The organism is Streptomyces sp. ITFR-21 (assembly GCF_031844685.1).
GTDB lineage: Bacteria > Actinomycetota > Actinomycetes > Streptomycetales > Streptomycetaceae > Actinacidiphila.
Window position 1 is genome coordinate 6,702,782 of the sequence record NZ_CP134605.1, and the last position, 13,354, is coordinate 6,716,135.

Below are 13,354 nucleotides of genomic sequence, written 5' to 3' on the forward strand. Positions count from 1 at the left end.
CACGATCTTCGTATCTTTTCCGGGAGACCCTAATCGCGCGCGGACCGCGCTGAAGCGGGATGACGATATTGGAGGGCCGCGTGCACGCACAGTCATACGAGGCGGAGGCCCGCCCGGAGCGACGCACGCTGCGCAGCGAGACCCTGGTCGTGCTGGCCCTGTCGCTCGGCGCGAGCGGTGTCTCCGCGCTGATCAGCTTCGTGGGCTCGGTCACCAGGCCGGGCGCGCTGCGGAACCAGGCGGCCACCCTCGTCGGCTCGCAGGCACCCGGGCGGCCCTGGCTCGACCTGGCCTGGCAGGTGTTCGGCATCGCGAGCTCGCTGGCCCCGGTGGCGCTGGTGGCGCACCTGCTGGCCCGGGAGCGGGTCGGCATGCCCGCGATCGGCTTCGACCTGACCCGGCCGCGCCGCGACCTGGCCCGGGGCACGCTGGTGGCGGCCGTCATCGGCGGCACCGGACTGGCCTTCTACCTCGGGGTGCGGGCGGCCGGCTTCAACCTCACGGTGGTGCCGGAGTCGCTGCCGGACGTGTGGTGGAAGATCCCGGTGCTGATCGCCTCCGCCGCGCAGAACGCGGTGCTGGAGGAGGTGATCGTGGTCGGCTATCTGCTGCGCCGGCTCGGTCAGTCGGGCTGGTCGCCGAACGCGGCGCTGGCCGCCAGCGCGGTGCTGCGCGGCTCGTACCACCTCTACCAGGGGGCCGGCGGCTTCGTCGGCAACATGGTGATGGGCGTCGTGTTCGTGCTGCTCTACCGGCGCTGGGGCCGGGTGGGACCGCTGGTGGCCGCGCACACCCTCATCGACACCGTCGCCTTCGTCGGTTACGCGGTGCTGGCCGGCAAGGTCGGGTGGCTGCCCACGGGATGACCGCCGGGCGGGCGCCGCGCGTTACGGGACGGCGTGCAGCTCGCCGTCGACCACGGTCACGGCGGCGCCGGTCAGCAGCACCCGGTCGCCGCTCAGCCGGGTCGAGACCAGCCCGCCGCGGGCCGACGCCTGGAGCCCGGTGAGCCGGTCGCGGCCCAACCGCGCGGACCAGAAGGGCGCCAGCGCGGTGTGGGCGCTGCCGGTCACCGGGTCCTCCTCGATACCGACGGCCGGGAAGAAGCCGCGGGAGACGAAGTCGTAGCCCCGCGCGGGGTCGGCGGCCAGGGCGGTGGCGATCACCCCGCGCCGCGAGACCCGGGCCAGCTCGGCGAAGTCGGGGGCCAGGGCGCGGACCGCGGCCTCGTCGGCGACCTCGATCAGCAGGTCGCCGCAGTCGGGGCCGGTGTCCAGTACCGTCAGCGGCTGCGCGCCGAGCGCCTCGACGAGGCCGACGGGCGCCTCGACCGGGGTCAGCGGGGCCATCGGGAAGTCCAGGGTGATCGTCCCGTCCCCCTCCGCGGTGGCCGACAGCACGCCGGCCAGGGTGCGGAACCAGACCGTGCCGGCGGCCGCGCCGGTGGTGCGCAGCACGTGCGCGGTGGCGAGCGTGGCGTGGCCGCACAGCCCCACCTCGGTGACCGGGGTGAACCAGCGAAGCGCCCAGTCGGCGACCGCGTCGTCGGCGACCGGGTGTGCGAACGCGGTCTCGGAGGCACGCAGCTCGGCCGCGACCTGCTGCATCCAGCGCTCCTCGGGAAACCCGTCGGAGTCCAGCAGCACCACTCCTGCGGGGTTGCCGGCGAAGGGACGGTCGGTGAAGGCGTCGACGATTCGGATCCGCATGCGGTGAGCCTAGGGGAGACGGCCCCGGTCCTGCCTCCCTTCCGCCGTTCGACCTCGGGTGTTGTCAGGCGACCGATTCCGATATATCGTAGAACTGTCGCGAACGATCAACGATGGAAGGAGCGACATCATGCGTTCCCAAGGAAACGGACATGAACACGGCCATGGGCACTGCGGACCCGGCCATCACGGACGAGGCGAGCGGGAGAGCCTGCGGGCCGCTTTCGGGCAGTTCGGGCCGCCGTTCGGCGGACCGTCCGGGTTCGGCGGCGGATTCGGGCCCGGCGGCGGGCGCGGCCACGGCGGACCGCGCGGCAGGGCGCGGCGCGGCGACGTACGCGCGTCGATCCTGGCGCTGCTGAAGGACCGCCCGATGCACGGCTACGAGATGATCCAGGAGATCGCCGACCGCAGCGGCGGCGCGTGGCGGCCGAGCCCCGGTTCGGTCTACCCGACGCTCCAGCTGCTGGAGGACGAGGGCCTGATCACCAGCGCGAGCGAGGGCGGCAAGAAGCTGTTCACGCTCACCGAGGCGGGACGTGCCGAGGCCGGAACCGGTCCCGACGCCCCCTGGGAGGACGCCGGCCGCGGCGTCGACTGGGACGCCCTCAACGAGATAAGGAAGGCGGGCGGCGGCCTCGTCGACGCCTTCCGCCAGGTGTGGGCCACCGGTACGCCCCAGCAGCGCGACAAGGCGCTGAACGTGGTGAACGACGCCCGCAAGAAGCTCTATCTGATCCTCGCCGACGAGGACGTCGCCGAGGACTGACCGCCGGCCCCCCCGCCGACGCGAGCCGGCCACGGAAAGCGGCGGCCGATCGGGCCGGTCCGGGGCGTCACGCCTTGGGCCGGCTCGATCCGCGTATCAGCAGCCGGGTCGGCACGATCCGCGGCTCGGCCTGCGTGCTGGTCTTCACCGGGCCGGCGTCCAGCAGCCCGCGCAGCGCGGCCACCGCCGCCTCGCCGAGCGCCCGCTGGTCCTGGGCGACCGTGGTCAGCGCCGGGCGCACCAGCGCCGCCGCGTCGATGTCGTCGAAGCCGACCACCGCCAGGTCCCGCGGCACCGCCAGACCCGCGTCCGCCGCCGCGTGGATCGCGCCGATCGCCATCTGGTCGCCGGCCGCGAAGATCGCGGTGGGCGGCTCGGCCACCCGCAGCAGCGAACGGGCCGCCGCCTCGCCGCTGGCCAGGAAGAAGTCCCCCTCGGTCACGTACTCCGGCGGCACCGGGAGCCCCAGCCGCTCGCACGCCCGCAGGTAGCCCGCCAGCCGCTCGGCGGCCGGCGGCAGGTGCAGCGGGCCGGTGATGGTGGCGATCCGGCGGTGGCCGAGCGCGTACAGGTGGTCCACCGCGGCCTCGGCGCCCGCCGCGTTGTCCGAACTGACCCGGACCGTACGGGGACCGGTGAAGCCGGTGTCGATACCGGCGCACGGCACCGAGGACGCGGCGAGCACGCGCAGGCACCGGTCGTCGGGCGGCGTGGTCAGGACGATCACGCCCTCCAGGTTGTGCCGCCGCACCGCCTGCAGGTAGCTGCCGTCCGGGTCCTCGGCGGCCGGCGTCGTCAGCAGCATCAGGTGGTAGTCCGCTTCCGACAGCGCCGTGCGTACCGCGCTGAGCAGGCCCAGCAGGAACGGGTTGTGCTGCCCGGCCGCCTCCTGCCCGCTGTCCCAGATCAGCCCGATGGTGTCCGAACGCCGCCGCACCAGGGTGCGGGCCGGCTCGTTGGGCGCGTATCCCAGTTCGCTGGCCAGCCTCCGGATGCGTTCCCGGGTGGCGTCGCTCACCTCGGCCCGGTCGTTGAGCGCCCTTGACACGGTGGCAGTCGAAACCCCGCTTCGGCGGGCCAATTCACGGATGTTCACGAAATACCCGATCTGCGTGAGGGAGACGGCCGACATGGGTTAACACCTGGTGGCAAGCGTGCGGCAAAACAGCTTCTGCGTACAGTCTTGACGATCCGTGAGCACGGGGGACAGACTTCGCGCCGATCGGGAACGTTTACGGCACTAGGTCCCGAAACGCCGGGACCCCGAACAGGAACGGGACTCCTGCGATGCCAACAAACGCACAACGACTTCGGCGACTGCGCCCGCTGCGCCTCAGAGGTCTTCTTACCCTCGCCACCGCCGCCGCCTGTGTGGCGGCCGTGGCGACGGTCCCGGCCCAGGCCGGCGACAACCCGACGTACACCAATCCGAAGGCCCCGATCGACCTGCGGGTCTCGGATCTCCTGAAGAGGATGACACTCGCCGAGAAAATCGGCCAGATGGACCAGATTTCGGTGGTCAACCTCCAGGGCGACTGCCAGTGGAGCGGCGGCGAATTCACCGAGTCCTGCCTGAAGAGCGTACTGGTCGACAATGCCGCCGGTTCGGTGCTGTCCGGCGGCGGCGCGGGTCCGACCGTCAACACCCCGGGGAACTGGGCGAAGATGGTCAACACCGTGCAGAAGTACGCGGTGGACAACTCCCGCCTGCACATCCCGATCATCTACGGCGTCGACGCGGTACACGGTCACAACAACGTCCTGGGCGCCACGATCTTCCCGCAGGAGATCGGCCTCGGCTCGACGTGGGACCCTGCGCTGGTCGAGGACGCCGGCGCCTCGACCGCCAAGGCGGTCGCCGCCACCGGCATCGACTGGAACTTCGCCCCCGTCGCCGACATCGCCCGCGACCAGCGCTGGGGCCGCTACTACGAGACCTTCGGCGAGGACCCGCTGCTGGCGGGCACGCTGGCCGCCGCCGCGGTCAAGGGCATCCAGGGCGCCGACGGCGCCAAGGACGTGGCCGCCACCGTCAAGCACTTCGGCGGCTACGGCGAACCCGGCAACGGCCACGACCGGGTGCCCGGCGACGTCTCGATCCGCTACCTCCAGGACACCCTGCTGCCGTCGTACAAGCAGGCCGTCGACGCCGGCGCCAAGTCGGTGATGGTCAACTCCGGCGCCGTCAACGGCATACCGGCCACCGCCTCGCACTACCTGCTCACCGACGTGCTGCGCGGGCAGTGGGGCTTCCAGGGCGTCGAGGTCAGCGACTGGCAGGACGTACGGGCGCTGCAGACCACGTACCACATCGCCGCCGACTACCCGGAGGCCATCGCCAAGGCCGTCAACGCGGGCCTGGACATGGCGATGGAGCCGTACGACGCGCAGGGCTGGAGCGGCGGGCTGAAGACCGCCGTGCAGCGCGGCCTGGTCTCCGTCCACCGGATCGACCAGTCGGTGGCGCGCATCCTCAAGCTGAAGTTCCAGCTCGGACTCTTCGAACACCCCTACGTGGACGCCGCGAAGGCCGACGGCCGGGTGCTCGGCGCCGACACCGGCCTGGCCCGGCAGGCGGCCGACGAGTCGCAGGTGCTGCTGCGCAACGACGGCAACGTGCTGCCGATCCCCGCCTCCGCCAAGAAGATCGTCGTCGCCGGCTCCTTCGCGGACGACATCGACGACCAGGTCGGCGGCTGGACCGTCGGCTGGCAGGGCGTGCCCGCCGGGGTGACGCTCCCCGGCACCACCGTGCTCCAGGGCATCCGGAAGGCGGCGCCCTCGGGCACCGAGGTCGTGCGGGCCACGACCGACGAGGACGCGGTGGCACAGGCCCGCGGCGCCGATCTGACCGTCGTGGTCGTCGGCGAGAAGGCCGCCGCCGAGGGCGCCGCGGACAGCCCGCGCCCCGAGCTGAGCGCCGACCAGGTGGCGCTGGTCACGTCCCTGAAGGCGACCGGCAGGCCGGTGGTCACCGTGGTGCTCGCCGGACGCCCGCTGGTGCTCGGCGACGCCGACGGCACCCAGGGGCTGCTGATGTCCTGGCTGCCCGGCAGCGAGGGCGGGAACGCCGTCGCCGACGTGCTGTTCGGCAAGGTCGACCCGAGCGGCCGGCTGAACGCCAGCTGGCCCAAGGACATCGGCAACGAGCCGCTGTACTACCAGCAGCTGCCCGGCACCAACTCGGGCACGGAGTCCTTCGTGGACGCGGCCTACCCGTTCGGGGCGGGCCTGTCGTACACCACCTTCGGCTTCGACTCGGTCACGGCCCGTTCCGCCGCCGTGCGGACCAAGGACACCGTTCACCTGACCGTGAAGGTCTCCAACTCCGGTGGCCGCGACGGCGACCTGGTGGTACCGGTGTACGTCTCGCAGCCGTCGAGCGCCGTGCTCTCGCCCTCCCGGAAGCTGGTGGCCTTCACACGGGTGCACCTCAAGGCCGGGCAGTCCAAGGCCGTCTCGCTCGACGTGCCGCCCAGTCGGCTCGCGGTGACGCCCGGCGACGTCGACGGCGCGGGCAGGCAGCAGGTCGAGCGCGGGGACTACGTCTTCGCCGCCGGCGCCAGGACCGCGACGGTGACCGTGCGCTGAACCACGCGCCGGGCCCGGCCGCCGAACGCGGCGGCCGGGCGGTTCGCGGCCGGATCGCGGGCGGTTCTGCCGTCCGCGGCCCGGCTCGTGTTGTCTGATGGGACCGCGCGGAATCGCGGACCCGGCGAACGGGCCGAGGACGCCGCCGTGGACGGCAGGCAGTCGTACGACAGGAGGACGGTATGGGCGGGGTCGCGGAACCGGTGGACGACGAGGCGCTGCTGGCCCGGCTCCGGGCGGCGCCGGTACTGGCCGGTCCGCTGCCGGAGTTCGACCCGGACGGCGCGCCGGACGGCGCGCCGGACGCCCCCGGGCCGCTCTTCGCGCGCTGGCTGGACCGGGCACTGACCGACGGGGTACCCGAGCCCGGCGTCATGACCCTCAGCACGGCGGGCGCCGACGGCACGCCCGCGGCCAGGGTGCTGATGCTGCGCGGCGTCGACACCGCCGACTGCGCCTTCCGCTTCACCTCCGATTCCCGCAGCCCCAAGGGCCATGAGCTGGCGGCCAATCCGCAGGCGGCGCTGACCTGGTACTGGCCTGCGCACGGACGGCAGATCCGGATCACCGGACCGGTGGCCGTCCTGGAGGGGGAAGCCACCCGGCGGGACTTCCTCGGCCGGGGCGAGCCCTCCAGGGCGGCCGGCTTCACCGGGGTGACGAGTGCGCCGCTGAGCGGCCCCGCGGAGTACGAGCGGGCCGCGCGGACGGCCCGCCGGGAGGTGGCCGCGGAGCCGGACCGGGTGCCGGCCACCCACGTCCTGTACCGGTTGCGGGCCACGTGGGCGGAGTTCTGGCAGGCCGTCCCGGCCCGCTTCCACCTGCGGCTGCGCTACGAGCGGGCCGGCGGGGGCTGGACCCGGACCCTGCTGTGGCCGTGACTCGTCCGCGCGGACGAGCCGGCACGCGGCTGACCACCGCCCCCGGACGGAGGCGAGGACGCGTCGGCGGGCCGATGTGCCGGGCGGTTCGGGTGCTGCGGGCCGCCGCGGCCGGTGTCAGCGGCTACCGGGATGACGGTCCTGTCGCGAGCTGACATCATGATCGGATGCGCGCGACTGGGGGAAGGATCGGGGGACTCGGGCTCGCCCTGGCGTCCGCCTGTGCGTTCGGCGGTTCGGGGGTGGCGGCCAAGCCGCTGATCGAGGCGGGGTTCGGCCCGCTGCAGGTGGTGTGGATGCGGGTGGCCGGCGCCGCGCTGATCCTGCTGCCCGTGGCTTCGCGCAACCGTACGCTGCCCCGGTCGCGGCCCGGACTGCTGGCCGGCTTCGGGGTGCTCGGCGTCGCGGGCTGCCAGGCGCTGTACTACGTGGCCATCTCCCGGATCCCGGTGGGCGTGGCCATCCTGGTCGAGTACCTCGGGCCCGCGATGCTGCTCGGCTGGGTCCGCTTCGTGCAGCGGCGACCGGTCAGCCGGGCCTCCGTCATCGGCGTAATGCTGGCGCTGGCCGGTCTGGCCTGCGTGGTGGAGATCTGGTCCGGGCTCGCCTTCGACGTGCTGGGACTGCTCTGCGCGTTCGGCGCCGCCTGCTGCCAGGTGGCCTATTTCGTGCTCGCCGACCACGGCGCGGAACAGGACGGCGCGCCCGACCCGTTGGCCGTGATCGCCTACGGGCTGGTGATCGGCACCGTCGTGCTCACCCCTTTCGCCCGCCCCTGGGACATCGCCTTCCCTGCGCTTGCCCACCAGGCCGCCCTCGGCGGGCGCGCGATCCCCTCGGTCCTGCTGCTGGCGTGGATCGTGCTGGTCGCGACCGTCGTCGCCTACCTCGCCGGGGTGCTCGCGGTACGGCGGCTCAGCCCGCAGGTCGCCGGGGTGGTGGCCTGCCTCGAGGCGGTCATCGGCACCGTGCTGGCGTGGGTGCTGCTGGGCGAGCATTTGGGCGGTGTACAGCTGGCGGGCGGGTTCCTGGTGCTCGCCGGGGCGCTCGCGGCGCAGACCTCGGCGCGGGGCGCGGCTCCGGACGGGGCGGGTACGGCGGCCGGCGGTCCGCCGCCCGACCCAGGGCCGGACGCCGGGCAGCCGCCCCCGTCCCGCCGGGGGTCCCGCTCCGAGCGGGCGTCGCCCTTCCGGCCGCAGCCGACGGGCGGGCAGGACCCGGCCGGGCCGGCCGACCCGCCGCGCGTGGTGCGCGGCGGGGGATAGGGTGCGGTCTGTGCACTCCACCGTTCTTCCGCCTCCTGCCCGCTGACGCGGGCGGCGCGACCACGTAGGAACCCTGCCGGAGCCCGATGTCGACCAACGCGGGTCAACCGGGCGGTGGGTGCTGCCCGCAGACGGTGACGAGCCCGATCCTCACCTCTTCCGCGGGAGTTCTCTCGTGTCACTCACCCATGCCCAACCTTCCCTTCCGCCGGCTCCGGCCGGCCTGTCGACCGGCCAGGGGCTGGCCTGTGTCGTCTTCGCCGCCACCGCCTGGGGAACGGCCGGTGCGGCGGCGGCCCTGCTCTACGACGGCAGCTGCCTCGGACCGCTCGCCCTGACCTTCTGGCGCGCCGTCGGCGGCTTCGCGCTGCTGCTCGCCGTACGCCTGCTCCGCGCCCGCGGGCCCCGCGCCGTTCCGGTGCCGCCCGGCTCCCGACCCCGCGAGCGGCGCGGGCACGCCGCCGTCCGCATCCTCAGCACCGGCGCGGGACTGACGCTCTTCCAGGCCGCCTATTTCGGCGCGGTCAGGTCCACCGGCCTGGCCGTCGCCACCGTGGTCACCCTCGGCTCGGGGCCGGTGCTGATCGCGCTCGCCGCCCGGCTGACCATGGGCGAGCGCCTGGGCCGGGGCGGCGCGGCGGCGGTGGCGGGCGCGCTCGCCGGACTGGCGGTGCTGGTGCTGGGCGGCGGGGGAGCGGCGGTACGGCCGGCCGGGGTCGTCCTCGCGGTGCTGTCGGCCGCGGGCTACGGCGCGATCACCCTGCTGACCCGGTGGTTCGGGCTGCGCGGTACGGCCGGCGACCCGCTGGAGACCTCGCTGTGGTCCTTCGGCATCTGCGCGGCGCTGCTGCTGCCCGTCGCGCTCCGGGAGGGGCTGCTGCCCGCCGCGGCCGGACTCGGCCGGACACTGCTGCTGCTCGGCTACCTCGCCTCGGTGCCGACCGCCGTCGCCTACGCCCTGTATTTCGCGGGCGCGGCGGTGCTGCGGGCGGCGGTGGTCTCGGTGGTCGCCCTCATCGAGCCGGTCTCGGCCGCGGTGATCGCGGTGGTCCTGCTGGGCGAGCACCTCACCGCCGCCACGCTGGCCGGCACGGTGATCCTGCTGGCGGCGGTGGCCGCGCTCGCCTGGGAGGAGGCACGGGGGACGGGGAAGGAACGCCCGCCCCTGCCGGCCGGGGGCGTGTGACGGACCGCTCGCCCCCGGCCCGCCCGGGGGACGCCTCAGCTCGCGGGGGGACCCTCCCGCGCCGCCGGCTGCCGCGGCTGGTGGGCGCGGGCCGCCGCGTCGTTGGGGGCGGTCCGCCCGGCCAGCAGCCCGGCGACCCGGCACTGGACCGCCACCGGCCTGTTGGCGCCGAACGTGGACTTGGCGCGGCCCGCGGTGACCTCCGGCCGGACGCCGCGGATCCCGGCCAGCATCCGGCCGAACGGCTCCCGGCCCGGTACGACCGGCGCGGTGCCGCCGGCCGGCTGGAAGCGTGCGGCCAGCCGGCGCGGCTGCGCGGCCTTGTCGTCCGGGTCGTCCAGGACATGCGCCACGCCGAGCAGCTGGACGGCCGCGTGGAAGGACGTGGGCGTGCCGCGGTCGGTCGGCTCGTCCGGCAGCGCGTGCCAGGGGCCGGGGATGAAGGTGCGGTCGTCCACCACGCTGAGGATGACCCGCGGGCTCGCCTCCAGCGCGTGCCACGGCGGATGGGGGCGGGCCAGGTGCGGCAGCACCTCGCCGTGCTCGCCCGGCGCCGGGGGACGACAACCCCTACCGCATCCAGGCCCGGTCACCTCGCCGTGCTCGCCCGGCGCCGGGTCGTAGAGGAAAGGAGTGGTCCGGACGAAGGGCGGTTCACCGGCGGTGCCGTTCACGGCGAGCTGCCCGAAGTCGTCGGCGTCGAGCCAGGTCCGCCACTCGGCGCCGTCGGCCGGCGCGTCCCCAGGGGTGGATCAGCACGGCGGGCCGCTCAGACGGCGCCGCGCGGCCCGGCCGGCGGCAGGTAGGCGGGCAGCGCGATGGCCGGGTCGAGGTCGTCGGCGGGTATCGGCGTCCCGTACGTCCTGGCGACCGGGACCACGCCGGTCCAGTACGGCAGCGTAACGTCCTCCGGTTCGTCGTTGGGGCCGCCGGCGCGGACCTTGGCCGAGACCTCCTTGAGGTCGAGCCTGATCACCGCGGTGGCGGCCAGCTCCCTGGCGTTCGCCCGGCGGGAGTCCGCGGCCCGGCCCGGCACCGCCTGCTCCACGATCGCGTCCAGCGCGAGCGCCCGCTCCTGCGCGTCGGTGACCTGGTGGGCGACGCCGTGCACCACCACCGAGCGGTAGTTGATCGAGTGGTGGAAGGCGGACCTGGCCAGCACCAGCCCGTCGACGTGGGTGACGGTCAGGCAGACCGGCAGTCCGGGCGCCGCGCCGCGCAGCGGCCGCGAACCCGTCGAGCCGTGCACGTACAGCCGCTCGCCGTACCGGGCGTAGAGCGTCGGCAGCACCACGGGGGCGCCGTCCCGGATGAACCCGAGATGGCACACATAGCCCTCGTCCAGCAGTGCGTGCACCACCTCACGGTCGTACGCGGCCCGTTCGCGCGAGCGGGTCGGGACGGTGCGGTCGGTGGCCGGATAGCCGGGCGGGGGCGTGGCGGCGGGCGTGGCGGCCATGGCGTCATCCTTTGCACTAGTGCATACTGTCGTTTGTGCTAGGAGAGTACCGAATCACCGGTAGGGGCGCATCGGCCATTGCGGCCGACATCGAAGGCGCGGTGGGCACGGGCGCGCTCCACCCGGGCGACGCCCTGCCGCCGCTGCGCGAACTCGCCGGGGAACTCGACGTCAATCCCAACACCGTCGCCGCCGCCTACCGGCTGCTCCGGGACCGGGGAGTGATCGAGACGGCCGGCCGCCGCGGCAGCCGTATCCGCTCCCGGCCCGCCACCGCGCCGCGCGACGAGATCCGCATCGACGTACCGCCCGGCGCGCGCGACGTCTCCACCGGCAACCCCGACCCCGCGCTGCTGCCCCCGCTGACCGCCGCCCTCGCCGTCGCCGCCGCCCACCACGCCCAGGCCCCCGCCCTCTACGGCGGGCCGCCCGTCGACGCCGAACTGGCCCGGCTGGCCCGTGCCGCGCTCGACGCCGACGGCGTGCCCGACGGCCCGGTCGGCCTCACCTCCGGCTCCCTGGACGCCATCGAGCGGGTGCTCACCGCCCATCTGCGGCCCGGCGACGCGGTGGCCGTCGAGGACCCCGGCTGGGGCAGCCTGCTGGACCTGGTGCCGGCCCTCGGCCTGCGCCCGGTGCCGGTGGCCGTCGACGACGAGGGGCCCGTCACCGCGGAAGTGGCCCGCGCCCTCCAGGACGGGGTACGCGCCCTGGTCGTCACCGACCGCGGCCAGAACCCCACCGGCGCGGCCCTGTCCGCGCCCCGCGCCGATGAACTGCGGCGGCTGCTGGCCGCCCACCGTCAGGTGCTGGTCATCGACGACGACCACGTGCACGGCCTGGTCGACCTGCCGCTGCACTGCCTGTCCGGCGCCACCGACCGCTGGGCGCTGGTCCGCTCCACGGCCAAGGCCTACGGCCCCGATCTGCGGCTCGCGCTCTACACCGGCGACGCGCTGACCGTCGACCGGGTACGCGGCCGGCACCGGCTCGGAGCGGGCTGGGTCAGCCACCTGCTGCAACGCGCGATCGTCCACCTCTGGCAGACCGGCGCCGTGGACCCGGCGGCCACCGCGCGCGCCTACGGCGAGCGGCGCGAGAGGCTGCTCGGGGCACTGGGCGAGCGCGGCGTCACCGCACACGGCCGCAGCGGCATGAACGTCTGGGTGCCCGTACCCGACGAGACCGGCGCGGTGGCCGGCCTGCTGCAACGCGGCTGGGCGGTGTCGCCCGGCGCCCGCTTCCGGGTCCGCTCCGCCCCCGGCGTGCGGCTCACCGTCTCCCCGCTCACCCTCGCCGACATGGAGCCCCTCGCCGACGCGGTGGCCGCCGTGCTGGGTCCGGGCGCGGCCGGGCGCTACGGCTGACCGGTCACCTTCGGCGCCCGCGGCGGCCGCACCGGACCCGGCAGGCCGGGCCCGCGGCCTGCCCGCGGCCGGAGCTGGGTAAGCGCCGCGCCCACCAGGATGACCGCCGCGCCCAGCGGCTCGTTCCAGCTCAGCGACTCGTTCAGCAGCAGCGCGCCGGCCGCGGTGGCCACGATCGGTATGAGATAGGTGACCATCGACCCGATCGTCGGGCCCTTCTCCGCGACCAGCCCGTACTGGATCAGGAAGGCGACCCCGGTGCCCAGCGCACCCAGCGCCAGCACCGCCAGCACCGGCTTCGCCGGAAAGGTGTGCGGCAGCGAGGTGAAGAACGGGGTCACGACCAGCAGCTGCGCGGTGCCGAGCGTCAGCTGGGCGGTCGACACCGCGAGATGCGAACCGCCCGTGTGCGCGAGCGTCCGGCGCACGTACGCCCAGCCGACCGCGTAGCTGAACGCCGCCGTCAGCGCCAGCACCGTGCCCTTGGGGTCCTGGCCGGAAAACCCCTGCCAGGCGCCCAGTACGGTGAGCACCCCGGCGAAGCCCAGGCCGACCCCGGCGAGCCGCTGCCGCGACGGCCGGTCCTCGGACAGCGCGACGACCGAGACCAGCATCGAGAACAGCGGTGTGGCGGCGTTGCATATACCCGCCAGCATCGACGGGATGGTCTGCTCGGCGGTGGCGAACAGCGAGAACGGCAGAGAGTTCAGCAGGAAGGCCGCGACGAACAGATGCGTCCAGGTGCGCCGGCCGCGCGGCAGCCGCTCCCGCTTCAGTGCCAATGCCGTGGCCAGCACCGCCGTGCCGGACACCATCCGCCCGAGCGTGACCTGAAGCGGTGCGAACGCCTCGTTCCCCAGCTTCATGAACAGAAAGCTGAAACCCCAGACCAGGCCGAGCGCGGTGAACCGCACCCGCCAGTCCAGCAGGCGGCCGGAAGCGGCCGACAGCCGGCCGCTTCCGGCCGCCACGGGAACGCGGACAGGTGCGGAGGCGGTGGACGCGGGCCTCGCGGGGGCGGGAACCGGGACAGGGGCCGGGCCCGTGGGCGTCGTCGCGGCGGGGCGGCTCTCGGCAGGTGCGGTCATGGCCCAACGATGGCCCGGCCGACCTCGTAGCACAAGCGA

General features: G+C 74.5%; 12 protein-coding genes. 7 read left to right on the plus strand and 5 right to left on the minus strand.

All coding sequences use genetic code 11. The features are described from left to right. The first annotated feature begins 59 nt into the window (after positions 1 to 59). Complete coding sequence (locus RLT57_RS29940; protein ID WP_311300383.1) at positions 60 to 866, plus strand: CPBP family intramembrane glutamic endopeptidase; 807 nt, start codon at positions 60 to 62, stop codon at positions 864 to 866. 21 nt (positions 867 to 887) lie between these two features. On the opposite strand, the gene RLT57_RS29945 is transcribed toward RLT57_RS29940, so the two are convergent. Continuing rightward, positions 888 to 1,709 carry a PhzF family phenazine biosynthesis protein gene (locus RLT57_RS29945; RefSeq protein WP_311300384.1) on the minus strand — a complete coding sequence of 274 codons (822 nt, stop codon included), beginning with the start codon at positions 1,707 to 1,709 and terminating at the stop codon, positions 888 to 890. 130 nt (positions 1,710 to 1,839) lie between these two features. Here RLT57_RS29945 and RLT57_RS29950 point away from each other — a divergent pair, with 130 nt between their 5' ends. Continuing rightward, positions 1,840 to 2,478 carry a PadR family transcriptional regulator gene (locus RLT57_RS29950; RefSeq protein ID WP_311300385.1) on the plus strand — a complete coding sequence of 213 codons (639 nt, stop codon included), beginning with the start codon at positions 1,840 to 1,842 and terminating at the stop codon, positions 2,476 to 2,478. 67 nt (positions 2,479 to 2,545) lie between these two features. Here RLT57_RS29950 and RLT57_RS29955 read toward each other — a convergent pair whose 3' ends face one another. Then, on the minus strand, positions 2,546 to 3,610 hold the full coding sequence (locus tag RLT57_RS29955) for a LacI family DNA-binding transcriptional regulator (protein WP_311300386.1): 1,065 nt from the start codon (positions 3,608 to 3,610) through the stop codon (positions 2,546 to 2,548). A 248-nt stretch (positions 3,611 to 3,858) separates the two neighbouring features. On the opposite strand from RLT57_RS29955, the gene RLT57_RS29960 reads away from it, so the two are divergent. The 4 genes from RLT57_RS29960 (at position 3,859) to RLT57_RS29975 (ending at position 9,401) form a co-directional block, all read left to right on the plus strand. Beyond that, positions 3,859 to 6,069 carry a glycoside hydrolase family 3 N-terminal domain-containing protein gene (locus tag RLT57_RS29960; protein WP_311300387.1) on the plus strand — a complete coding sequence of 737 codons (2,211 nt, stop codon included), beginning with the start codon at positions 3,859 to 3,861 and terminating at the stop codon, positions 6,067 to 6,069. Between the two features lie 182 nt (positions 6,070 to 6,251). Next, complete coding sequence (locus RLT57_RS29965) at positions 6,252 to 6,950, plus strand: pyridoxine/pyridoxamine 5'-phosphate oxidase (RefSeq protein ID WP_311300388.1); 699 nt, start codon at positions 6,252 to 6,254, stop codon at positions 6,948 to 6,950. 167 nt (positions 6,951 to 7,117) lie between these two features. Then, entirely contained in the window at positions 7,118 to 8,215 is a 1,098-nt protein-coding gene (locus RLT57_RS29970; RefSeq protein WP_311300389.1) for an EamA family transporter, read from the plus strand. A 175-nt stretch (positions 8,216 to 8,390) separates the two neighbouring features. Next, on the plus strand, positions 8,391 to 9,401 hold the full coding sequence (locus RLT57_RS29975) for a DMT family transporter (protein WP_311300390.1): 1,011 nt from the start codon (positions 8,391 to 8,393) through the stop codon (positions 9,399 to 9,401). A 35-nt stretch (positions 9,402 to 9,436) separates the two neighbouring features. Here RLT57_RS29975 and RLT57_RS29980 read toward each other — a convergent pair whose 3' ends face one another. Together RLT57_RS29980 and RLT57_RS29985 are read right to left on the minus strand one after the other, a co-directional pair. Further along, a complete protein-coding gene (locus RLT57_RS29980; protein WP_311300391.1) occupies positions 9,437 to 10,075 on the minus strand; it encodes an FMN-binding negative transcriptional regulator in 639 nt (212 codons plus the stop codon). A gap of 95 nt (positions 10,076 to 10,170) precedes the next feature. Next, positions 10,171 to 10,860 (minus strand): pyridoxamine 5'-phosphate oxidase family protein, encoded by a 690-nt coding sequence (locus RLT57_RS29985; RefSeq protein WP_311300392.1) that lies wholly within the window; start codon positions 10,858 to 10,860, stop codon positions 10,171 to 10,173. Between the two features lie 35 nt (positions 10,861 to 10,895). On the opposite strand from RLT57_RS29985, the gene RLT57_RS29990 reads away from it, so the two are divergent. After that, entirely contained in the window at positions 10,896 to 12,227 is a 1,332-nt protein-coding gene (locus RLT57_RS29990; protein WP_311300393.1) for an aminotransferase class I/II-fold pyridoxal phosphate-dependent enzyme, read from the plus strand. Here RLT57_RS29990 and RLT57_RS29995 read toward each other — a convergent pair. Beyond that, a complete protein-coding gene (locus RLT57_RS29995; protein WP_399129689.1) occupies positions 12,218 to 13,315 on the minus strand; it encodes a DMT family transporter in 1,098 nt (365 codons plus the stop codon). The two genes, RLT57_RS29990 and RLT57_RS29995, sit on opposite strands and share 10 nt — an antisense overlap. Between the last annotated feature and the right edge of the window lie 39 nt (positions 13,316 to 13,354).